14 protein-coding genes, 1 pseudogene and 1 riboswitch are annotated in these 22445 nt (G+C 65.6%); of the genes and pseudogenes, 2 read left to right on the top strand and 13 right to left on the bottom strand.

Features of this window, described 5'->3' with window-relative positions; translation table 11 throughout:
- Positions 1–276: 276 nt before the first annotated feature.
- A complete protein-coding gene (locus J7396_RS15535) occupies positions 277–1890 on the bottom strand; it encodes a histidine-type phosphatase (protein ID WP_209261698.1) in 1614 nt (537 codons plus the stop codon).
- Complete coding sequence (locus tag J7396_RS15530; protein WP_209261697.1) at positions 1880–4651, bottom strand: TonB-dependent receptor; 2772 nt, start codon at positions 4649–4651, stop codon at positions 1880–1882. The genes J7396_RS15535 and J7396_RS15530 overlap by 11 nt, the downstream gene beginning before the upstream one ends.
- Between J7396_RS15530 and J7396_RS15525 the strand changes: the two are divergent.
- A pseudogene (locus J7396_RS15525) lies at positions 4650–4982 on the top strand (hypothetical protein). The gene J7396_RS15530 and the pseudogene J7396_RS15525 sit on opposite strands and share 2 nt — an antisense overlap.
- A gap of 174 nt (positions 4983–5156) precedes the next feature.
- Here the strand turns inward: J7396_RS15525 and J7396_RS15520 are convergent.
- The 6 genes from J7396_RS15520 to J7396_RS15495 form a co-directional block, all read right to left on the bottom strand.
- A complete protein-coding gene (locus J7396_RS15520) occupies positions 5157–6419 on the bottom strand; it encodes an OmpA family protein (RefSeq protein WP_169306480.1) in 1263 nt (420 codons plus the stop codon).
- Between the two features lie 81 nt (positions 6420–6500).
- Positions 6501–8495, bottom strand: a complete 1995-nt coding sequence (locus J7396_RS15515) for an alpha/beta hydrolase (protein ID WP_209261696.1) — start codon at positions 8493–8495, stop codon at positions 6501–6503.
- Complete coding sequence (locus J7396_RS15510; protein ID WP_209261695.1) at positions 8492–9529, bottom strand: DUF4105 domain-containing protein; 1038 nt, start codon at positions 9527–9529, stop codon at positions 8492–8494. Before J7396_RS15510 ends, J7396_RS15515 begins: the two co-directional genes overlap by 4 nt.
- On the bottom strand, positions 9526–10098 hold the full coding sequence (locus J7396_RS15505) for a TetR/AcrR family transcriptional regulator (protein WP_008573539.1): 573 nt from the start codon (positions 10096–10098) through the stop codon (positions 9526–9528). Before J7396_RS15505 ends, J7396_RS15510 begins: the two co-directional genes overlap by 4 nt.
- Positions 10099–10234: 136 nt before the next feature.
- Positions 10235–12949, bottom strand: a complete 2715-nt coding sequence (gene ppc / locus J7396_RS15500; RefSeq protein ID WP_011346444.1) for a phosphoenolpyruvate carboxylase — start codon at positions 12947–12949, stop codon at positions 10235–10237.
- 354 nt (positions 12950–13303) lie between these two features.
- Positions 13304–15838, bottom strand: coding sequence for a prolyl oligopeptidase family serine peptidase (locus tag J7396_RS15495; protein ID WP_244669681.1), 2535 nt, complete (start codon positions 15836–15838; stop codon positions 13304–13306).
- Positions 15839–15963: 125 nt separating this feature from the next.
- Positions 15964–16076, top strand: a riboswitch (S-adenosyl-L-homocysteine riboswitch).
- 31 nt (positions 16077–16107) lie between these two features.
- On the opposite strand from J7396_RS15495, the gene ahcY reads away from it, so the two are divergent.
- Positions 16108–17550 carry an adenosylhomocysteinase gene (gene ahcY, locus J7396_RS15490; protein ID WP_005910841.1) on the top strand — a complete coding sequence of 481 codons (1443 nt, stop codon included), beginning with the start codon at positions 16108–16110 and terminating at the stop codon, positions 17548–17550.
- Between the two features lie 238 nt (positions 17551–17788).
- Here the strand turns inward: ahcY and J7396_RS15485 are convergent, their stop codons facing one another.
- The 5 genes from J7396_RS15485 to J7396_RS15465 all read right to left on the bottom strand — a co-directional run bounded on the left by J7396_RS15485 (position 17789) and on the right by J7396_RS15465 (position 22202).
- Complete coding sequence (locus J7396_RS15485) at positions 17789–18571, bottom strand: class I SAM-dependent methyltransferase (RefSeq protein WP_031421133.1); 783 nt, start codon at positions 18569–18571, stop codon at positions 17789–17791.
- A gap of 31 nt (positions 18572–18602) precedes the next feature.
- Positions 18603–19535 carry a sulfotransferase domain-containing protein gene (locus tag J7396_RS15480; protein WP_029818694.1) on the bottom strand — a complete coding sequence of 311 codons (933 nt, stop codon included), beginning with the start codon at positions 19533–19535 and terminating at the stop codon, positions 18603–18605.
- A 492-nt stretch (positions 19536–20027) separates the two neighbouring features.
- Positions 20028–20714: a sulfotransferase family protein gene (locus J7396_RS15475; RefSeq protein ID WP_005910850.1), complete on the bottom strand. Its 687-nt coding sequence runs from the start codon at positions 20712–20714 to the stop codon at positions 20028–20030.
- A 150-nt stretch (positions 20715–20864) separates the two neighbouring features.
- The gene (locus tag J7396_RS15470; protein ID WP_209261694.1) at positions 20865–21422 is read right to left on the bottom strand and encodes a DUF3228 family protein; all 558 of its coding nucleotides are present in this window, start codon (positions 21420–21422) and stop codon (positions 20865–20867) included.
- Positions 21423–21656: 234 nt separating this feature from the next.
- On the bottom strand, positions 21657–22202 hold the full coding sequence (locus tag J7396_RS15465) for a DUF2058 domain-containing protein (protein WP_039417995.1): 546 nt from the start codon (positions 22200–22202) through the stop codon (positions 21657–21659).
- Positions 22203–22445 lie beyond the last annotated feature (243 nt).

Genomic DNA, 22445 nt, shown 5'->3' with positions numbered 1-22445 from the left:
GGACAACGACGCCAACCGCCGCCCAAGCCCCTCTCTCCGCGGGAGAGGGTTGGGGTGAGGGCACGGGGCGAAGCCACTCATTTGCCCATAGCACGTGGCTGCGCACGCATCCTCATCTGCCCCTACGGGGCACCTTCTCCCGCCTTGCGGGAGAAGGGACAACGACGCCGCCGCCGCTCAAGCCCCTCTCCCCGCGGGAGAGGGGTTGGGGTGAGGGTACGGGGCGAAGCCACATGCCATGTGGACCACCGCAGAACAGCGGTCGCGAACCTGTTGCTACCGATCGAGCTGTAACTGCTGTTCGAGCGCCATCGCAAAATCCGCCAATGGGCAGGCCATGCGTTGCTCCGGAGCGCACAAGCCCAGCGATAGTTCCTGCTGCAGCGGCGGATGGGCCAGATCCAGCGGTACCAGCGTGCGCAGTTGATCCAGCGATTGCGCCAGGTAACGGGCGCGCACGAGCTGGCGGCCGTCGCTCTCGCGCCAAAGGCCGAGCACCAACGCGCCGCCCGGCGGTGGATCGTCGGCGCCGTAGCCGGGCAGATGAAAGTGCACGCCCAGCAAACTGCTCAACGCGGCGATATGCGTGTCACTGCCGACGAACACCGAGACCTTCGGCGCCTGCGCGTCACCGAAGCGTTGCAAGACCTCGCGCGCCAGCGGTGCGCCAGAACGCGAGGCCATGTAGTGCGGCCGTGCGTAAATATCGAACAGCAATGCATGCAGGCGTGAGACCTGGGCCAGGCGCTCGGGCGTCGCACGGCCCCAACCGACCTGCGACAGCGGCAGGCCTTCTGCGTATTGCAGCAGCAACACCTCGCCGGTGCCGGAGGTCAGGTCAATTGGCCCACCTAACTTGAGCCCGCGCCCGTTGGCCGACGGCGCCAGCGTCGAAGGCATCTGCGCGAACTCGCACGGCGTCCGCGTGCAGCCCAGAATCTGCTGCAATGCCTGCAGCTCGGCAGCATGGCCTTGCAGCAAGGCGGCAGGGCCTCCGGTCTGTTGCTGGATCGATGCGACCGCTGCCGCCGCATCGAACGGCACCGTGCCGGCCTCGATCGGTCGAAACAGCGGATCGTTGCTGCCAGCCTCCCGATGCCCGGCAAGAATGCCGCAGCCGGGTGTAAGCGCGTCGGCCAGCAGTGCGCCGCTATCGATGGTGCGTTGATCGGTATTGGCCCACACCGACACACTGCCGGTTACCGGGCAACCGTTGCTCGGCAACAACGCCTGCTGCACCAGCCACTGACGCAGGTACTCGCCACTCAAGCGCACGCCTTGGCGACCATGCGGAGTGAGCAGGCTGGCGGGCGTGGACCATTGCGGCCAGGGTTGGTCGGCATAGTGCGCGGCGGCGGCCTCGCCTTGCAGCGGTGCGCGCACGCCATGCCGGAACACCACCACCACGCGCTCCAGTTGCGCGGCCTGCGTCGATGGCGGCGCTCCGGTGCCCACCTGTTTGCCGGCGGTGCCTGTCGCTTGATCGCCACCGTGCGCTGTGGAGCCGCGCGCGGTGGACACGCTCGGGATCGACGTGGTGCAGCCGCCCAACGCCAGCGCAGCCGTCAGTACCAGGCACAGCACGCTGCCGGTTGCCACTGGCGTACTACGGGGCGTGCCAGACCTCGGTGCAATGCCGACGCACTGCCTGCGCCTGGCCTGCCGCGCAGGTGCCGCGATCCCCATCGCGGCACCTGCGCTCGCGACAACGCGGGCGGCCCATCGCGGCTCCCCACCGCTGGCCGACGGCGCGCGTTGCAATGCCCACTGCTCCGTTCCACCGCAGGCGCGTGCACGGCCTGCGCTATGCATCGCGTCCGTCATGACATCTGCATCCTGCTGCGCACCTGGAAGGTCGTCGGATGCGAATCGTGCGCGATCAGAACACATACTTGGCGGTCAACAGGCTGGTCATACCGGAATCGACGATGTCGGAAATCGCATCGGTGTCATGGCCAACGTGCGCCCAGTAGCTGTGCTGTTTGGTGAGGTTGGCCACCGACAGATCCACGCGCAGGTGATCGTTCGGTGCATAGCCCAGATGCAGGTCCACGCGGGTGATCGGCTTGATCCACAGGTTGTCCCAATTTGCGCCCTGGTTGAGATAGTCGTACACCGACACGTATTCGCCGGAGTAGTGATAGCTCAGGTTGACCGACCACGGCCCCTTTTCGTAGAACAGCTCCGCATTGGCGAGCAGGTTCGGCGCGTTCTGGATACGTTCGTGTGCGAAGCCTTCTTCTCCCAGGTCCACGCGCGTGGTCTGGCGGGTGATGTTGGCACCGATGCCGAAGCCGTCCAGCGGAGCGGGCAGGCCCTGGAAGGTTTGCCGCACGGCCGCTTCCATGCCCAGCACGCGACCGTCGCCACCGTTTTGAGGACGCACGAAGCGGATATTGCCGCTTTCGCTTTCGCCGGCATTGGCGGCATTCGAACCGCTTTCATAGATGTAATCGGTGAGGCGCTTGTAATAGCCGGCCAGCATGGCGTGGCCGCCGCTGTCGTTCTGCCATTCGCCCGACAGGTCTACGTTGAGCGACTTGATCGGTTTCAGATCCGGGTTGCCTTCGGTGATGGTGGTCTGGCCATCGCTGGAGATGTCGGTGGAGCGGCCGCCGCCCAGCTGCACGAAGGCCGGGCGCGTGTAGCTGGTCCACACCGAGCCGCGATACACCGCGCCATCGCCATCGGGCCGGTAATTGACGAACACGCTGGGCAAGGCGACGTTGTAGCGCGTGTGGTTGTTGGCGAATGCGCCGACCTGCTCGGCACCGTTGATGGCGGCCGGCTGCGCCCAGAACGTGTTGGTGATGGCGGTATGTTCGAAGCGCACGCCCGGCAGGATTTCCCAGTTGCCGGTGCGCAAGGTGGCCATTGCATAGGCAGCGCTCACCGCTTCGGTTGCGCGCATGGTGTTGCAGTTGAGATTGTTGATGGCCAACTGGCCGCAACTGTCGAAACTGGCAGGGGTGAGCGTGCGTGCGATCAGGTCGTTGAGCGCTGCATTGCTCAGGCGCACGGTGGGAAACGCGTATTGGCCTGGATAGACCGCATCATAGCGCTGCGCGATCAGGCCGGTATCGCGCAACAAGGTGCCGTCGGTGTACTTGGCATTGGTCCAATCGCGATCGGTGAAGCTGCGCGAGCTGTCGACATACTTCACGCCAAAGGCAATGCGGCTGAGCAGCCCCGCATCGAAGTCATAGGCCACGTCGAACTTGCCGCCGCCCTTGTCCTGGCCGCTGTATTGCTTGGAAATCTGCCCGGTGCGCCGTGCATACAGGCTACCCACGTCCGAGGCCTGCGCCTGCATGGCCGGGGTGAGCAAGGGAACCGGGAAACCGTCGCCGTCGTAGCTGATGAAACGGTTGGCGCCATAGGCAAAGTTGGTCGAACTGTACTGGTCGTTGCGCGCGGAGATTTCCACGTGATCCGGCCGGTCGTTATTGCCGGTGCCGTAGAAGATGTTGGGCGCGAACGTCCAATGGCCGAGCTGCTTTTCTGCGCCGAACTGCACGGTGGCAAGGTCGGCCTCTTCCGGGTTGGTTTCGTACCAGTAACGCACTGCAACGCGGTTGATCTGCGGCTGATACACGCCGCTGCTGCCGATTTGCGTGAAGCTGACATTGGCCGGCACGAACTGCGTGTAGCCGGTGTTCTGCTCGGTCTTGGCAAAGGCGTAGGTCATGCGTGCATACAGATGCAAACTGGGATCCACACGCCAGTCGAAGGCCGCGTTGCCGCCGTAGCGTCGGGTCTGCCCCTGCGAGTAGCCGATATTGATGCCGGTGCTCTGCAGGACCTCTTGCGGGTCGGCGCCTGCGGCCAGATTGCCGCTGGCGTCGGCACGTGCAAATTTCCATGCGCCATCGTTGCGTGCAGCCGAGGCAGAGGCCACTTCGCTGTTCACGAAATGGCGCTCGTCGTAATACGCACTGACCGACACACCGAACTGCCCGGCATCGCCGAAACGCGCATGCCAATCGCCGGCTGCGCCGCTGCCCAGCCCGGAATCGCCGTAGTCGCGTGCACGGCTTTCCAGGCGTCCACTCAAGGTCACGCTGCCGCCCTGGCGATCGGGCGAATCGAATGCGCTGGGCGTGCGGTAATCAATGGTGCCGCCGATCGCATCACCGTCCATGTCGGCGGTGGAGGTCTTGTTCAACACGATGGTCTGCAGGCCCGACGGCGGCAGCAGGCTCAATTGCACGCCGCGGCTGTACGGCATGCCTTGCGCGACGTTGATGCCGTTGATCAGGTTGACGTTGTATTCGGCATTGAGGCCGCGCACCGATGAAAACATGCCTTCGCCGCGCGCGGCGCCGTCGATGCCGCCGAAATACGATTGCCCGGTATTGATCACGTTGACGCCCGGCATCAGGCCCAGCGCTTCGGCGACGTTGTGCACGGCAGTGGTCTTGAGATCGTCGGCCGACAACACGTTGACGGTATTGGTGGCGGCCATCTGCATGTCGGTCGCGTTATAGCGCGTGGCAGCGACAGTGACCTTGTCCAGCGTGGCCATGTCGCCCTGTGCGGGCGTGGTGGCCTGCGTCTCCTGGGCCGCGGCATGGCCGCACAGGGCGCACAACGACAAACACAGCGCCTGCGACAACCGCGAAGGACGCAACAGCGAGCAACGAACGATCATGATCCAATCCGATGAATGCAGCAGCGCGCCATGGACACGCGCCAAGGCTGCGCCGCCGCGAATGTGGGGAAGCGAGGCAGCCCGCGCAGGCGGAACTGCATCACACCTGCAAGCAGGCGCCGCGCATGGTGGTGATGCGGTATGTCAGTTTGGTGACCGTGGTTGCGAACATGACAAATGCGCGCAACGCATGCGCAAGTCGGCACAGTCATTGCCGTATGGAGGCAAACATTGTCGACGCTGTGCGCTGCCTGCCTGGCGCATGCATCCACCGACAGCAGGGCATGCGCGCCGGCGAGGCGATGCCTGGACCCTGGATGCACGGGTCTAGGTGGTGGCGCAGACACACACCTCAATCATCTGACGGTTGCGCACGCGCCAACGGCAGGTGTGGCCGGCTGCCTTCGGCCGCCCGCCAGCCTGCGATCGACGCGCATTGCGGTGGCATGCAAGGCAGTCCGCACCAGCGCGCGGTCAAGCGCTCTCCCCTACCGTCACGCCTGCGTCAGGTACGCAGGAAGATCTCCACCCGTCGATTGAGCTGCCGCCCGCCCGGATTGTCCTGGCCGTTGAGAGTATTGGGCGCCACCGGCTGCGATTCGCCATAGCCCTGCGCATTGGCCGACTGCGCGGCACCACGGGCGCGCAACGCTGCCAGCACGGCATTGGCGCGTCGCTCGGACAGCGCCTGGTTGTAATCGTCGCTGCCCTTGGCATCGGTGTGCCCGCGCACCTGCATGTCTTTTGCCGTGACCTTGGTCAGTGCGGCGCCCAGGGTGTCGAGCACGCGCGCCGCGTCGGGGCGGATGTCGGACTTATCGAAGTCGAACAGGATGCGGTCGTTCAAGGTGATCAGGTAACCGCAGGGTGCGCCGGGCGGTGCGAACTTTTGCAGCGGCGGGAAGCGGCCTGCTGGCGGCACTTTCGGTAGTGGCGGCATGCGCACTTCGCGCGGCGGCGTACCGACCGTGCCGGTGCCGTCGCCGTGGTTCTGCACCAGGCCATCGGGACCGTTCCAGGTGCCCGAGCCATCGGCGTTGATGGTGACCAGCCCGCGTGGCCCGTTCCAGGTGCCGCTGCCATCGCCGCGATTGTCGACAAGCCCGCTTTTTTCGCTGTTCCAGGTTCCGGCGCCCTTGCCGTCCAGACTGATCAAGCCGGCCGGGCCGTTGTAGGTGCCGCCACCATCGGACTGCACATCGATGAGCGCCCCACCGGACCCGCCTTCGCCGATCGCATTGATGGTACCGCTGCCGTCGGCATTGACGTTGACCAGCCCGCCCTCGAAGTTGGCGGTGCCACTGCCGTCGGCCTTGAGATCGAACAGACCGCCCTCGCCATTGCGCAACAGGTTGCCGTTGGCGTCGACGCTGGTGATGCCGGCATCGGTGATCAGGGCACCGCCATCGCCGCAGCGTGCCGGGGCGACGCTGACGCCTTGGATCGGGTCGAGAATGTCCTGCAGCGATGCTTCCAGTGCACGTTGCGCGGGAGTGACGCCGACGATCTCCGGCACCACGATGGTGGGGATGGCCGGAAATTCCGGTGCGGCCTGGTCGACGGCCGCTGCAGCGTTGGAGGTGCCTGCAGGCTGCATCGGCGCAGCACCCGTGGCACCGGCAGCAGTGGTTGCATCCTTTGGAGCTTCGCCACGCCCGCATCCGACCAACAACACCGGTACCCACAACATCGCCGACACCTTGCGCATCGCCTCTTCCCTGTTCGAGCCTGTACGAGACCCGCCTGATAGCACGGTCGCGGTCAACATGGCGCTAAGACCGGCAGCTTTCACGCTGCATGCCGGTGCCGCCAGTGGAGCACGCGAAACGGCAGCCGCCCCACCGGCAGGCTAGCGATCCGGCGCGTGCGAGGCCTGCTGCTCTGCCTGCAACTGCACATGCAGGATGCGACGAATTTCCAGAATGGCCTGCGGCGTTTCCTGCACGCTGTGCCAGGAGGTCACCACCAGCTCCGAGGCCGCGCCGTCCAGATGCGCGCTGCGATACGGCACCAGGCCGTCGTCGGAATCGGCCAGCGGCACCTGCGGTTTCTCGCGCCCGATGATGGTGTGGTACTGCACGTTTGGAGAGATCGGCAGATCCATCGTGGCACGCACGAACGGATCGGTGTCGCGCAGGTTGTCGATGCTGGTGGGCACCAACGCGCGGCCCTTGCGGCGGGGAGCGCCGCCCGGATCGTCGCGTTCGCTGTTGGCCAGGTCCTGCATCACATCGCCGAAGCGATCCAGCAACGCGCCCGGCAAACGGACCAGCTTGCTCACAAACCGCCCCAGCCCGCCCTCGGCCAACGGCGTACCGCGATGCGGCGCGGCGATGAAGATGGCGCGGTCCACTTGCGGCATCGGCGAAAAGTGCAGCAACGGCCACAATTTGGCGCGGATGCGCGCGCCGCGTTCGCCGTCCAGCCGGTAGTTCTGCAGCAGGGAATCCCACAATTGCTCGCCAGAGGACGACACCAGCAGCCGCCCGATCACCCCGCCCATGCTGTGCCCGACCAACACCATGTCGTGCGACGCGATCGCACTGCCGGACGGATCGAAGTGCTGCAGGCTGCGTTCCACCAGCGACTGGATTTCCGCACGGTTGATCGCCATCGGCGCGTTGGTCGGGTAATACACCTGCCAGATCTGGTAGCGCTGGCGCAGCGTTTCATCACCCATCACTTCATTGGCCACGTTGACCCAGGCCTCCGGGCTGCTGGCCAGACCGTGCAGCATCAGCAGCACGCGTCGGTTGGGATCATAGGGCTGCATCAGATACAGGTGCGGACGATCGATACCGCGTGCGCTGCCCAGCATCGACCGCAGCGACTGCTCCGCAAATCCGGATTTGGCCAGCCACAATCCATACGCAGCAGTGAAGTTGCCTGCCAGCGGCACGCGTTGGCCATGCAGCACCACTTCGTTCTGGCGATACGGGTCGTACGGCACCAAGGTGACCAGGTGGCTGCGCAACACCTCAGCAAGCGTCTCGCCCTCGAAACGCAGCAAGATCGTTGCCGGCGCGTACGGCATTTCGCTGAACGTCGGCAACGGGCGATCGGGCGCCGCACCCGCCGCGACGGCCTGCTGCAATGCCAGCCCGGCGGGGTCGCCAACCACTTGCGGGTCCACTTCCGCGACCAGCTCGGCGCCGAATCCATCGCGCCGGTAGGTGCTGCGCAGGCCATTGAAGCGCAGCGCCGAGGCGGCGAAGATCGCACGTGGCGTATTGCCGTCGCCCGGCAGCCGGTAGGCGGACAGATCGACGTCGAGCTGCCAGCGCCCGACCGTGGTGGATGCCGGAGTGGTTTCGCCGGCTTGCTGCGATCGTGCGAACAGGCGCTCCACCACCTGCTGCACGGCGTAATTGTAGTAATCGCGCACCTGCGACTGGCGATTCTCGAACGCCCGCGCACTGGGCGCACGCGCGGTGAAGAACAGGTACGCATACGCATGCCGCGCGGCCTCCAACCAGGCCTCCACCGCGGCATCGCTCATCGTGGTGGGGTTGCGCCCGCTCAGCGCGATGGCGCGCGCGGTCCACAGTTCTGCCTGCGTGGCCAAGCGCCGCTCATCGCCGATACCGGCCTCGCTGGTGAGCTGCTGCAGGCACGGCAGCGGCGCAGCGCGGCAGGCCTTGGGTTGCAGGCCGGCAACCTGCAAGGTTTCGCTGCCGGACTGACTCAATTCACCGGTGCTCAGCACATCGCCACGCGTTTGCGCGATGTAGTCGCCGCTGTTGCGCGACTGCACCGTCACCATGGCGCAGCCGCTCAACCACATAGTTGCCAGCACTCCCGCCAGGAATGCAGCGGCACGCGCTCGGTGCATGCGCGGCCTCATCGCGGCGTGGTCGCGGTTGCGCCTGGCGCCGGCGCCAGCGGCATGCCGGCACGGATGCGCGCAGAAAAATCCGCGGCCTTGTCGGCGGCGATCGCACGCGCGGTGAAATGCCCGCGCTGCTTCAAGGTGGCGAAGGGATAACCGGGCATCAGGCCGTGATGGTCGTAGGCGTATTGGTCGACATAGCCGGACAGCAGCAGGCGATGATCCAGCGGCAGTGTGGGCTGCAGTTGCCGCACCAGCGCGAACACAATGGTGGTGCAGTTGCTGGTAAGCGTGTTGTAGAACGCCGGCTTGCGATCGAGTTCGTTGGCCAGTTCCACATATCCCATGAACATGCGGCGCAGCCCGGCCTTGGGAATCGCCAGGCGATACAGGTACATGTCTTCGCCACGCACGTTGGTGCGCACGCGCAGGATGTCGCGTTCGTCGGCGGCGACCAGGGTTTCTTCGAAACTGCGAAAGAATCCGCCCAACGCGGAAAACGCTTCGCCACGTTCCTTGCGGATTTCCAGCGAGAACACCACGTGCGAACCATCGTCGAAGCCGAACGACACCAGCGTGTGCGCGATCGCCGGGCCCATCCAGTACGAGAGCGCAAGATCTGCGCTGACCAGGCGGTTCAGATCGTATTGGCGCGTCTCCCAACGCGGCACATAGTCGGTCTCGCTGCGCCAATCGAAGTTGCGCACGTTGTGCAGGGTGACGATGTCGCCGTGCACCTGCGGCTGCAGACGCTGGGCGACATCGTCGGCCCAGTCGCGGTCCTGGCTGGGCTGCATCAGCCACCACGACACCGCCAGCACCACGAACGCGGCGCTGAAGATGCCCACCAGGGCCCAGTTCTCGCGGCCACGACGTACCCCCCACAACGCTGCCACCGCCATCGCGCACCACGAGGCCACCCACCCGGCGCGTACGAGGGCGTTGCCAGCCAGTGCGTAGTAGATCGCCAGGCCGCCCCATCCGGCGGCCAGCACCAGCGCAGTGCGCAGGGCCCAGCGACCGATGCGGGCGCGTGTGGCCGGTGTCATCGCGTGCCGCCTTCGGGTACCCGCATGCCCAGCGCATGCATCAACAGATCGGCCGAGCGATGCGCAAGCCGCTTGCGTTCGGCCTCATCGTTGCCGCGCAGACAGCTGCCCAGCATGTCGATCACCAACAGCACCTGTTCCTCGTCGACATCGGCGCGGCACAGCCCGGCGTCGCGGGCGCGATGGACGAACGGCAGGAAGATGCCGACCGCCCGCCGATCTGCCGCCTCCACCGCCGGATGCGCGCGTTCGATCGAGCGCCAGAAATCCACCAGCGGCGAAGACTGGGCGATGTGCTCGGCGACATCGTGCAGCAGCACCGCCAGGCCATCCGGACGGTCGGCGAGGTCGGCGGCAAGGCGCTCCAGCCCATCCAGGCCACGCGCCATCAATGCAGTCATCAGTGCCAGCCGGTCGGGGAAATTGCGATACAGCGTGGCGCGCCCCAGACCGGCGCGCTCCACCACCAGCTCCAGCGGGGCATTGACGCCGTGTTCGCTGAACACCTCGTCGGCGGCATCGAGAATCTGCCGGCGGCGCAGCGCGGCATCGGGGCGGGAGGTCATCATGCCGGCATTATCGGACAGATTTGTCCGGTTACGCCAGAGTCCGCTTGCCGTTTGTGCACGCTCCCCGACCAACGGCGTGTGTGCCGTTGGCTTGCGGTGGTCTGTTGCCTATCCGCCCCTGCAGCCGGCCATGCAATCAGCCGGTGTTCTGCACGCCCTGCGAGACGCCATTGACGCAGGCCACCAGCGCACGCAGCAGCGCTTCGTCTTCGCCATCGGTGGCGCGCCAGCGTTGCAGCAGATCCACCTGCAGCACGCTGATCGGGTCGATATAGGGATTGCGCAGACGGATCGACAACGCCAGCCGCGGGTCGTGCTGCAACAGCGACTGTTGTTGCAGCAGCGCCTTCACCCAGGCCTTGGTCAAGGCAAGTTCGTCGCGAATCAGCGGGAAAAACCGCGTGTGCAGGTCGCCGGACAAGCGCGAGAACAACTCGGCGATATTCAGGTCGCCCTTGGACAACACCATGGCGATGTCGTCCAGAAAGGTGCGGAAGAACGGCCAGTCCTGCGCCATTTCGCGCAAGGTGTCTTCATGCCCGGCATCCACCGCCGCCTGCAGGCCGCTGCCCACGCCGTACCAGCCGGGAATCACCGCACGCGCCTGGCTCCACGCAAACACCCAGGGAATCGCACGCAGGTTGGACAAGGCCGCGTCCTGGCCCAGCCGCCGCGACGGACGCGAGCCCAGCGTCATGCGCTCGATCACATCGATCGGCGTGGCCAGGCGGAAGTACTGCATGAACTCCGGCGCGCCGACGAAGGCGCGATACGCAACCGTGCTGCGTTCGGCCACCAGGTCCATCACCGGGCGCCAATGCGCCTCGCGCGGCTCGGGCGCACGCGGGCGCAGGCTCGAGAGCAGCACCGCGCCGGTCATCTGCTCCAGCGAGCGCAACGCTAGAGCGCGGATGCCGTACTTGCGGTGGATCACCTCGCCCTGCTCGGTGACGCGCAGGCGGCCATCCACGCTGCCGCGCGGTGCGGCATCCAGCGCGCGGCTGGTCTTGCCGCCGCCGCGCGCGATCGAGCCGCCACGGCCGTGGAAGAAGGTCAGCCGCACGCCCAATTCGGCGGCCGCTTCCAGCAGCTCGACCTGCGCGCGTTGCAGGCCCCAGCGCGAGGCGGCGATGCCACCGTCCTTGCCGCTGTCCGAATAGCCCAGCATCACCATCTGCGTATCGCCGCGCGCGGCCAGATGCTGGCGATACACCGGGTCGGCCAGTAGGTCCTGCACGGTGCCGGTGCCGCCGCGCAGATCGTCCACGGTTTCGAACAGCGGCACGATATCCAGCGGCACCGCGCCGGCATCGTCGACCAGGCCGCCACGCCGGGCCAGTGCCAGCACGGTCAACACGTCGGCGCGGTTATGCGCCATCGAGATGATGTAGCTGCCCAATGCATCGGCGCCATGGCGGGTGCGCGCATCGGCAAGCGCGGCGAATACCGCATCCAACCGTGCATTGCCTTCATCGTCCACGCGCGGCAAAGGTTCCTGCCCTGCGGCATACGGGCCGAGCACGGCAGCGCGCTGGGTGGCGTCCTGCGCATCCCAGTCGGTCTGGCCCAGGGCATCGGCCACCGCGCGCGCATGCACGCTCGATTCCTGGCGCACGTCCAGCCGCGCCAGATGGAAACCGAAGCTGCGCACGCGCCACAGCAGACGCCGCACCGCGAACCACCCGGCATGCAGGCCCTTGTTGGCCTGCAGGCTGTCCAGGATCAATTGCAGGTCGTGCTCGAGCTCCGAAGGTGCGCTGTAAGCGCCCTCGGCATCGTCCAGTGTGGCCTGCAGGCGCGCGCGCATCAGGTCGTTGAGCAGGCGGTACGGCATGTCGCCATGGCGCGGGCGCGAACGCGCGGCAGCATCGGGGAGCAGCGCGCGGTAGCGCTCCAGCTGTGCGGTGAGTTCGGCGCTCACCTGCACCAGCGTGGTCGATTGACTGAGCAGGCTGGCCAACTGCCAGAGTTCTTTCTGATAGCGGTCCAGCACCGCGCGCCGCTGCGCGTCCAGCGTCCCGGCGATGGTCTTGGCATCCACATTGGGATTGCCGTCCATGTCGCCGCCCACCCAGGTGCCGAAGCGCAGCAAACGCGGCAATGCCGGCACGCTGCCGTAGGTTTCTTCGATGGCGTGTTCGAGCGTTTCGTACATCACCGGGATCACGCGATAGAGCACCTGGGTGAGGTAGAAGCCCACGTGCTCGCGCTCGTCGTCCACGGTGGGGCGCACCGGCGAGGAATCGGCGGTCTGCCACGACGCGGTCAGGGCCATGCGGAAGCGCGCGGCGTCGCTGGCGCGTTCGTTGGGCGTGCGCATGCCGTCCAGGTTGTCGACCAGGCTGGCGACCATCAGCTGTTCTTTTTCCAGCAGCGCGCGCCGCACCGCCTCGGTGGGATGCGCGGTGAACACCGGCTCCACATCGATGCGCGGCAACCATTGGCTGAGTTCGTCCAGGGTCACGCCCTGCGCCTTGAGGCGGCGCAATGCGTCATGCAGGCCATCGGGCTGCGGCGTATCGGTGCCGCTGCGCTGGTATTCGCGGCGGCGGCGGATGCGGTGCACGCGCTCGGCGATGTTGACCACCTGGAAATAGGTGCTGAACGCCCGGACCAACGCTTCGGCGTCACGCGGCTGCCGACCGGTGAGTTGTTCGCTCAGCGTGGAAGGTGGGGCATCGCTTTCGCGCCGCGAGATGGCGGTGGTGCGCACGCGTTCGATTTCATCGAGGAATTCCGCAGACACCTGCTCGGCGAGCAGATCACCCACCAGTGCGCCGAGCCGACGCACATCGTCGCGCAAGGGAAGATCGGGGGTAGCGAACACAAGACTGCTGCGGTACTCGTTCATCGGAAACGCACACCCTCTTCAAGCGCAAAGTCGTCGAAGACTAACCCAAAAGGATTAGATGATCGCGACCGGCACGACGGTTTCAACACCAACCATCGTGTGCTGGCGCACGTGGCGATGAATCTCGTCGTGGCGCGCTCGCGCGCGATGGGGCGTTACCGGTAATGCCCCATCGCGGGCAGGCCCGCTCCTACAGGTGATCGCGGCACCCATCTATACGGCTCGGCAGCCGTTGCCGGCAGCACATCAGCCACATCCTCATCCGCTGTAGGAGCGCATCCGGGCGCGACGAAGCTTCATCGGTAACGGCGCATCGCGCGCGAGCGCGCTCCTACCGTGCCAGCGCACCACCGATCAACGCGTGCGCATAGCGCCGGTCTCCTTTACCGGCTCGCCGACATTGGTCTTCAACCACTGCTCGCTCTCGGCCAGCATCTGCATGATCGATTGCCGCGCGCGGTAAGCATGCGATTCGTTGGGCAACATCACCAGGCGCGCCGTGCCACCCAGGCCCTTGATCGCGGCGAACATGCGCTCGCTCTGGATCGGGAAGGTGCCGGTATTGTTGTCGTCCTGGCCGTGGATCAGCAGCAGCGGGTCCTTGATCTTGTCGGCGTAATTGAATGGCGACATCGCCTGGTACACCGATTGCGCCTGCCAGTAATTGCGCTCTTCGGCCTGGAAACCGAACGGGGTGAGCGTGCGGTTGTAGGCGCCGCTGCGTGCGATGCCGGCCTTGAACAAGCGCGTGTGTGCGAGCAGGTTGGCGGTCATGAAGGCACCGTAGGAATGCCCGCCGATGGCGATGTGCTCGCGGTCGGTGACGCCACGCCGCACCACTTCGTCCACCGCGGCCTGCGCATCGGCGATCAGCTGCGGCACATAGGTGTCGTTGGGTTCGGCATCGCCTTCGCCCACGATCGGCATGCTCGGGTTGTTGAGCACCACATAGCCGATCGCCAGAAACGCCTGCGGCCCCCAGTAGCTGATCGCGTTGAAACGGTACGGCGAATCGGTGACCTGGCTGGCGGTGTCGGCGCTTTTGAATTCGCCCGGGTAGGCCCACATCAGCAACGGCCGTGGCCCGTCGCGCTTGGGGTCGTAACCGGGCGGCAGCAAGAGCGTGGCGGTGAGGTCCACGCCGTCGGCACGCTTGTAGCGGATCTGCTCCTTCTGCACGCCGCGCAATTGCGGCAGCGGGTGCGCGAAGTGCGTCAACGCGCGCGCCGCGGCGCCATCGCCCAACGACTGCACGACATAGTTGGCCGGTTCTTCCGGCGATTCGCGGCTGAGCAGCAGTTGCGTGGCCTGCGCGTCCAGCAAGGCCAGCGGCGCCGAATAGGTCGGCGCCTGCGAATGGAACAGCCGCGTGGCCTGCTTGCTGCGCAGATCGAATCGATCGACGAACGGGCGGTCGCCCTCCGGCGAAGCACCTTTGCCGAACAGGAACAGGCTGTTGCCATCGCTGCTGGTCTGCAGCAGCGGGCGGCCCTTGCCGTCGGCCACCGTCGCCGGCGTGCCCGGGTCCTTGTAGCGGTCCTGCGAGGAGCGGTCCCACAACAGTTCGGGCGCGCGTTGCGGTTGATCCGGTGCGATACGCCATTGCTTGGTGCGGCGGGTCTTCCACCAGCTTTCGCTCAAGATCGCCAGATCGCCGCGGCCCCACTGGATGCCTTCGAATCGGCTGCCCAATTGCGCCAGCGTGACCGGCGCGCGGTTGAACGGCGCGGCCTGCATCCGCACCGCGTCGCGGACCTTGCTCTCGCGTGCCGGGTCGCCACCGTCCTGCGCTTCGGCCCACACCAGCGTGGCCGGTGCATCGTGCCGCCAGGCGATGTCGCGCACGCCGGTCGGCACCGCATCGTTTCCGGTCGGCAGACCTTCCACCAATGGCAGCTGCGCGATCTGACGCACCGGTTTGCCCTGCAGGTCCAGCACCTCGATGCGGCGCGGGAAGTTGTCCACCGGCACCAGATACGAAAACGGCCGCTCGCTGCGTTCGCTCAGGATGTACCGGCCATCCGGCGACACCGACAGGTTGAGATAGATGCCCGGCGTGGCGATCGGGCGCACCTGCCCGGCCACCGTGACGATGATCGGCTGGCCGGTGGCGTAGTACTCGAACACGCGCGCATCGGCTTCGTTGCGTAGCAGGTCCTGATACGTGGGCAGCGAGCGCACCCCGGCAGCCGCACTGGTCTGCTGGGTCGCCGGGCCGGTCGGGGTCGCGTCGCGGGTCGGCGGTGCGCCCTGTCCTGCAACCTGTTGCTGCAACAGCAAACCACTGCCATCGGGCAACCAACGCAAGTCGTCGTTGACACTGGTGTTCAAGCCGGCCACCAGCCGCCGCGCCTGCCCGGCCGCCACGTCCACCAGCCACAGTTCGTTGGCGCCGCTGGCGGCATCTTCGCGGCGGAACGCCAGATGGCGTTGGTCGGGCGACCAGCTCAGATCGGCCAGCGACAACGGGGAGGGCAACCCGGCGATCTGCCGCTCGCTGCCGTCGGCCACCGACAGCAGCCACAGCTTGCTGGCGAACGAAAAGCGGCTGGCCGCAAAGGTCTTCGGATGGATGCGCAGGCCGGCCAGCTTCAGCTCCGGCTGGGCCACCTCGGCGATGTCCGGCAGTGCGGGCATTTGCAGCATCGCGGCCAGATCGCGCCTGGGCGAGAGCTGCAGCAGCGGCGCACGCGGGGCATCCACCACCGCCTGCAGTGCCTTGGACGGCAGTTGGTAACTGCTGCCTGGCGCAGGGCCTGGTGGAGCGACTGCCGCGTTGGTCGCTGCCGGGCGAGCCGTCCCGGCCATCACCGGTGCGCTCAATGCCAGCACCCCTGCCAACGCCCATGTGTGCTGCCGCCAGCCTTGCGCATGCCGTTTCGCACGCATCGTCCGTCCCCGCTGATGATCGACTCCGGACCATAGCAGCCGCCTGTCGGCCGCTCCCCTGCCGTTGGTAGGGGGTCGGCCGCAATTCATGCCGCGCGAGGGTGCTGCCGATATAATCGGGCACTCTCGTCGAGGGGCGCTGCGACCGGTAGAGCGGACTGATCCGCTCACTGCACCACAGGTGCAGGTACACGGCCAGGCTCGACCAGCAGTTACCGTTCAACGGCGCCCGGCATTGCAGACATTCGTTTGCCTACCGGAGCCATTGCATGAACGCTGTCACAAAGATCACCCCGCACACCGACTACAAGATTGCCGACATCTCCCTGGCCGATTGGGGCCGCAAGGAGCTGGACATCGCCGAGCACGAAATGCCGGGCCTGATGTCGATCCGCCGCAAGCATGCGCAGGCCAAGCCGCTGAAGGACGTCCGCATCACCGGCTCGCTGCACATGACGATCCAGACCGCCGTGCTGATCGAAACGCTCAAGGACATCGGCGCCGACGTGCGCTGGGCCTCGTGCAACATCTTCTCCACCCAGGACCACGCCGCCGCTGCGATCGCCGCGACCGGCACCCCCGTGTTCGCCTGGAAGGGCGAGACGCTGGAAGAGTACTGGGACTGCACCCTGGACGCGCTGACCTTCACCCTGCCCGACGGCACCCTCACCGGCCCGGAGCTGGTGGTGGACGACGGTGGCGACGTCACCCTGCTGATCCACAAGGGCTATGAGCTCGAGAACGGCAGCACCTGGGTGGACGAGCCGGCCTCCTCGCACGAAGAGGGCGTCATCAAGGCGTTGCTCAAGCGCGTGGCCGTCGAGCGCCCGGGCTACTGGGGCCGCGTGGTCAAGGACTGGAAGGGCGTCTCCGAGGAAACCACCACCGGCGTGCACCGCCTGTACCAGATCGCCGAAGCCGGCAAGCTGCTGATCCCGGCCATCAACGTCAACGACTCGGTCACCAAGAGCAAGTTCGACAACCTCTACGGCTGCCGCGAGTCGCTGGCCGATGGCCTCAAGCGCGCGATGGACGTGATGCTGGCCGGCAAGGTTGCCGTGGTCTGCGGCTACGGCGATGTCGGCAAGGGCAGCGCCGCCTCGCTGCGCGCCTATGGCGCCCGCGTGATCGTCACCGAAATCGACCCGATCTGCGCATTGCAGGCGTCGATGGAAGGCTTCGAAGTCAACACCATCGAATCTACCCTGGGCCGTGCCGACATCTATGTCACCACCACCGGCAACAAGGACATCATCACCGTCGAGCACCTGCAGGCGATGAAGGACCAGGCCATCGTCTGCAACATCGGCCACTTCGACAACGAGATCCAGGTCGATGCGCTCAAGGCGCTGAAGGACGTGCAGAAGATCAACATCAAGCCGCAGGTGGACAAGTACGTGTTCCCCAATGGCAACGCGATCTTCCTGCTGGCCGATGGCCGCCTAGTGAACCTGGGCTGCGCCACCGGCCACCCGAGCTTCGTGATGTCCAACTCGTTCGCCAACCAGACCCTGGCTCAGATCGACCTGTGGGAAAAGCGCGACACCTACGAGAAGAAGGTCTACATCCTGCCCAAGCACCTGGATGAAGAAGTTGCGCGTCTGCACCTGGAAAAGATCGGCGTGAAGCTGACCACCCTCACCAAGGACCAGGCCGATTACCTCGGCGTGCCGGTGGAAGGCCCGTTCAAGCCGGATCATTACCGCTACTGAGACGTGGGCGCATGTTCGCCCATCCTCGACAGTGTCAATCAACGGGCGCCGCAAGGCGCCCGTTGTGCTTCAAGGCCATGATCGGCACGACGTCGAAGCTGAATCTGCGCACGCGTTGCACTACGCGTTGTCGCCTGCGCTGTGGTCGGCCGAAGGTGACAGACCGCGCGGCGGCCAGGGCCACGACACGCCGACATTTGCTGCAGCCGCTATTGACCGATCTTCGCCGATGGGACTGTCAGCCGCGTGCGCTCGCCTCGTCCGTATCCATCGCAGCAGGCTCATACACGGAGATCTGGCTACGGCTGCGCGCAGTGTAGGGCTGCCCGCTCCAATCGCCCCATCTGGCCCGCAAGCGCAAGCCGGCGATCCGTGCCATCAGATCCAACTCGGAAGGCCAGAGGTAGCGATAGCGATCGTTGAAGACGCGGGTCGCCGACTCACCGATCATCACGATGCGCTGCTGGATCAGCTGCCGGGCCGGATCGGCGCTGGAGCACATCAGCATCACCGGCACCTCGCCCTCGTCCAGGGCCGGCGCCTCCAACGACCTCACTTTGCCGTCCGCCAGCAAGGTCTCCGCCTGCGGCACCATCGTCTGCAGGACGAACACGCCGGACGTTGCCAGGCGCTCGCGCACCGCGCGCAGGCAACGCAATTGGTCGTCCTGCGTCAACAGATAGCCGAGCGAATACACCGAATAGATCAGGTCGAACGGCCCGGCGACCGGGACATCGACAAAATCGGCGCAGACCAGGGTCAGTCGCTCTGCACCGGGCTTGGCACGCAGCATGTCCAACATGCCAGGCGAGTTGTCGATGCCGCAGACCGCCGCGCCGCCAGCCGCCAGCGGCAGCGCGATACGGCCGGTGCCGATCCCCAACTCCAGCGCCGTGCCACTGCCGACCAGTGCCGCCAATGCCTGCGCACACTGCGCTGCACTGGCAGCGGCCCAGTGGTCCCTCAGGCGATCGTAGTATTGCGACACCTGATCGTAGGCGTGCGCCGACGATGCATCCATGCCCCTCTCCGCGAAAGAGTCGCTGGCCACCCTAAGCAACCATCCCGGTCGTCGCATGCGCCGCCGACGCAACATCGCCGGTGGCGAGCCAATGCGCGCACTCGGTGCCAAGCTCGGCGACAACACGCTGGCGATAGGCCGCATCGACTGCCGGTGCCAGTCGGTCACGCCACCGCCCATTGAGACCTTGATTGAAGAAGGCTCGGCCGCCGTCGCGCCAGAAACCGGCGCCCTGTGGAACGTAGCGCGCCGCGTGCGCGCGCATGTAGTCCAGACTGCAGTGCGCCAGCACGCGCTCGCAGCACTGGGCATCCAGCGGGATATCCAGGAATGCGGCAATGCGCCGCACTTGCGCAGGCAGGTCATGCAGCAACGCGGCGTAATGCACCAGCAGCACGTTGTCGTAATCGCGCAGCGCCCACCAGGAACGCACCCCCTCCCAGAACGGCCACAGCGGCGCACCATCGGCGCGCATCCAGTTCTGGAAATAGTCCTCCACCGAGCACGTGGGCGGCGGCATGACCTTCAATTTACCGTTGCTGGAGGGCTCCGCATCCAGACGCGCCTGTGCATCCGCGCTGACTGCTCGCTGATGGTCGTACAGGCTCCAGACGATGTCGCGCGCATCGCGGCCGACGTAGAGATAGCGGGCGCGTTCGGATAGCACCAGCGCATCGGCGGGCAGATGGGTTTTCACGAAGCGGCGATGGCGTTGCTCGGCGAGCAGCCGCTGCTTGGTGGCCTTGTCCGGATACACCGAGTCGAACCAGGGCGACAGCCGCGAGACCTCGATCTCCTCGGCGCCGCCGAAGATCAGTTGCGCGACGATCTGCTGCACCCAGGTCGTCCCTGCCTTGGCATAGCTGGCGATGACGACATCGTCGTCGCGAAAGGCGAAGTCGTTCCAGACTGTCGAGTCGAAAAAGCGATTGGGATATTCGCGCTGCTTGGAGGGCATGCCCACATCGGCGTCCTGTCGGTTGTCATCGCATCGGGCTCATCGGATATGCACGAGTGAACACTTCGCAACCGCATGATCCGCATCCGCGCCTGGCTCCAAGTCCCGGCAAGACGGCATAACGTCTGCCGCACATCCGCACACTGCACTTGCAGCACATCGGTAACCTGCGGCAGCGCGCATCGCCGTCGCCGACGATGCGCGTGCATGCGGGCCATCCGGCAAAGCCTGCCCGGGCATTGCAGTCACTGCGTGTAGATATACGCCACCTTGCGCGGACCAAACATTTTTAGAATCTTCGAAAACACGAGTGACAGCATGGCTTTGGCAGTTTTCATCACGCGCACCTCTTCTGGAAGTTTCAGAAATGGCGAACTCTGACATTCGCCTTATTCAGGCTAGCAATAGTCATATGGCCAATCAACATTATGGTTGGTACTTTATTTTTAAAATCAAATTATCGGGCATGTGTCGCAGAATAAGCCACGCAATGTGCGTTTATCCGAACAGATCTTCGCGCAGGTACTCCAGATATTCGCGCACGTGTCGCTCGCGTGCGGCAACGTCGTCCGGCAGACGCAAGCCGCGCGTAAACCAACGCAGCCGCGGCCGTGCGTGCAAGTGTGGGTAAGGCTTGTGCGGCAGCGGTACGCCGAGGAAGCTGCATAGTGGCGCCCAGCCTTGCCGAGCCGAAAATACCAGCAGCCGTTCGGCTGGCACCGTATCGATCACCGCCTGATTCCAGCGATTGAAGTAGTCGACCATGAAGGCGCGGTCCTGACTGCGCCCGCCCATCTGCTGCTTCAAGAACGTACTGAATGTTTCGCCTTCGGGGCCGACGAAGGTGCTCTTTCTGCCCGGCATCAGGATGGTCTGGGTCACCGACTCGAACCAGCTGTCGGGATCGCGCACCGTCAGGACGACCTTGGCCTGCGGATATACCTCAATCAATTGCCGCCAGTAATAGCAACCAGGATGGTCGGTGCTCGAACGGTAGCCGGCGAAGATGGTCGACCAGTCTGCGGCACCGCGCTCGGCGGCATTCCACAGCGGCAGTGCCGTACGCATGTTCGCGGCGACCTCCGTGGCGTGATAACACGGTCCAAATCCCAAATGTTCCAGCGCGAACTTCAGCGACAGCGTCCCGGTTCGGCCTAGGCCAGCACCAAGCACTTCTAACGACATGGCGATTCTCCGATCCGTTACACGCAGGGCGGCAACCTAGCACGCAGCCATGGCGCACGTCCCGGCATTGGCAGTCAGGATGGATGTGGCAACTACACGCGCCATGCGCGATTTAAGTGGCGGACAAGAACGCGGATCGCAACGACGCGCTCACCCGCGCCAATTGGCATTGCGCTCCCAGAACGCCACGCTACGCCGATACGCCTCGCGGTCCAGCGGCGTGCCCGAGCCGCCCTCTTCCACACCCAGGGCATTGCGCAACATGGTGATCGGTGCCATCGGAATCTCGTCCGGCTCTGCGGTGTACAGACAACCCACCACACCCCAGTCTGCCTCGATGGGCGTGCCTTCCTTGGCCAACTGCTCGCGGCTGTAGAGGATGGGCAGCAGATAGGCAGCCACCGGTGGCTCGACACCTTCGAACCACCGCACCAGCACGGCCAATTCCTGCGTGCTGCGTGCCTCGTAGCCGGAACGCAGCAGGTGCCGGTTGTCTTCGGTAATGGGAATGGTGAGGCAGCGGGTCGAGGTCCAGTTGCAGTGCACATGCAATTGGCAAAACGGCGCATAGCCCTCGATCACGCGTAGCGGCGCCTCGTCGTTGAGCCGCTGGATGAACTGCTCCGGCGTGCAGTCCTGGATGGCATTGCGACGCCCATCGCGCGGAAACAAGCGGGTGCGGGCGAACTGGGTCAGGACGATCGACATGAGTGGGGTATGCGGCGACAAAGAGCGCCAGGGTAGCGCGCAGGCGTTCGCACGACTACGTTGATCAGCATCAGCCGACCGCGCGGCGATCGGACTGGCCCGAGTGCCTGGCCTGGTTCCCGACAGTCACCGAACATGCACCGACAGCATGCAGGTACGCAGCACGTAGCGATGGCGCGCCTGCGGCGGAGCGGGATCCGTCCGGCAATCACCCAACGCGGCCGTTCGCCGGCGCTACCAGATCAAATCGTCCGGCACCTTGAACTGGCTGTAGTACTCGTCATCGCTGTCGGCCGCAGCCGGCGCGCTGTTGCGTCCGTGGTCCAGCACCACCGCATCGGCATCGCGGCTGTAAACCTTGTCGGCGGCCGCGCGCGGAATCAGCTCGAAACCATCACCGTACCGCACGATCACCAGCGCGCCGCTGGCCAACTGGCTGCGCAGCGTCGTGTTGACCAGCACGCTGCGGATCACGCTGCCGTCGTTGAAGCGGTAGTCGATCTCGCCTTCGCGCTTGACCTTGTTGGTCTCCACGATCTGCCGCACCTGCGCGAGCACTTCCTGCTGGCGCACCTGCACGTTGCGCTCTTGGGCCAGCGCACGATCGCGCTCGGCACGCTCGGCCTGCAGGCGCGCCGCATCGACCTTGTCCGTCGCCGCCGGCTGCACCGCCGCGCCCTTGGCATGGCGCTGTTTGACCTGTTCGCGCGCAACCTTGTCCACCTGGGCTTTTTTCACCAAGCCGGCCTTGAGCAGCTGTTCTTGCAATGGATTGCGCATCGGGAGGCCGGGCAGTGGACTGGCGACTAGTTTAACGCGGCCAGCACCGGCCCATCATCGTGGCCGGGCCGAGCCGTTGGGATCGCCTGCAATCCAGATTGCAGCCATGCCGCTGCCAGGCGCAGCCAGCTGCAGGCTCGGGCTTATCGCCGCTGCGGCGGGCGGTTGCTGCTCGGCGCGATGCGGATGCAGCGTACAAGCCGCAAATCGGCACCTTGGCCTTGCCACACGAGGGCAGCGCAG

The sequence above is a fragment of the Xanthomonas sp. A1809 genome (assembly GCF_017746015.1).
Taxonomy (GTDB): Bacteria; Pseudomonadota; Gammaproteobacteria; order Xanthomonadales; family Xanthomonadaceae; genus Xanthomonas; species Xanthomonas euvesicatoria.
This window is presented reverse-complemented; position numbering and strand designations above follow the sequence as displayed.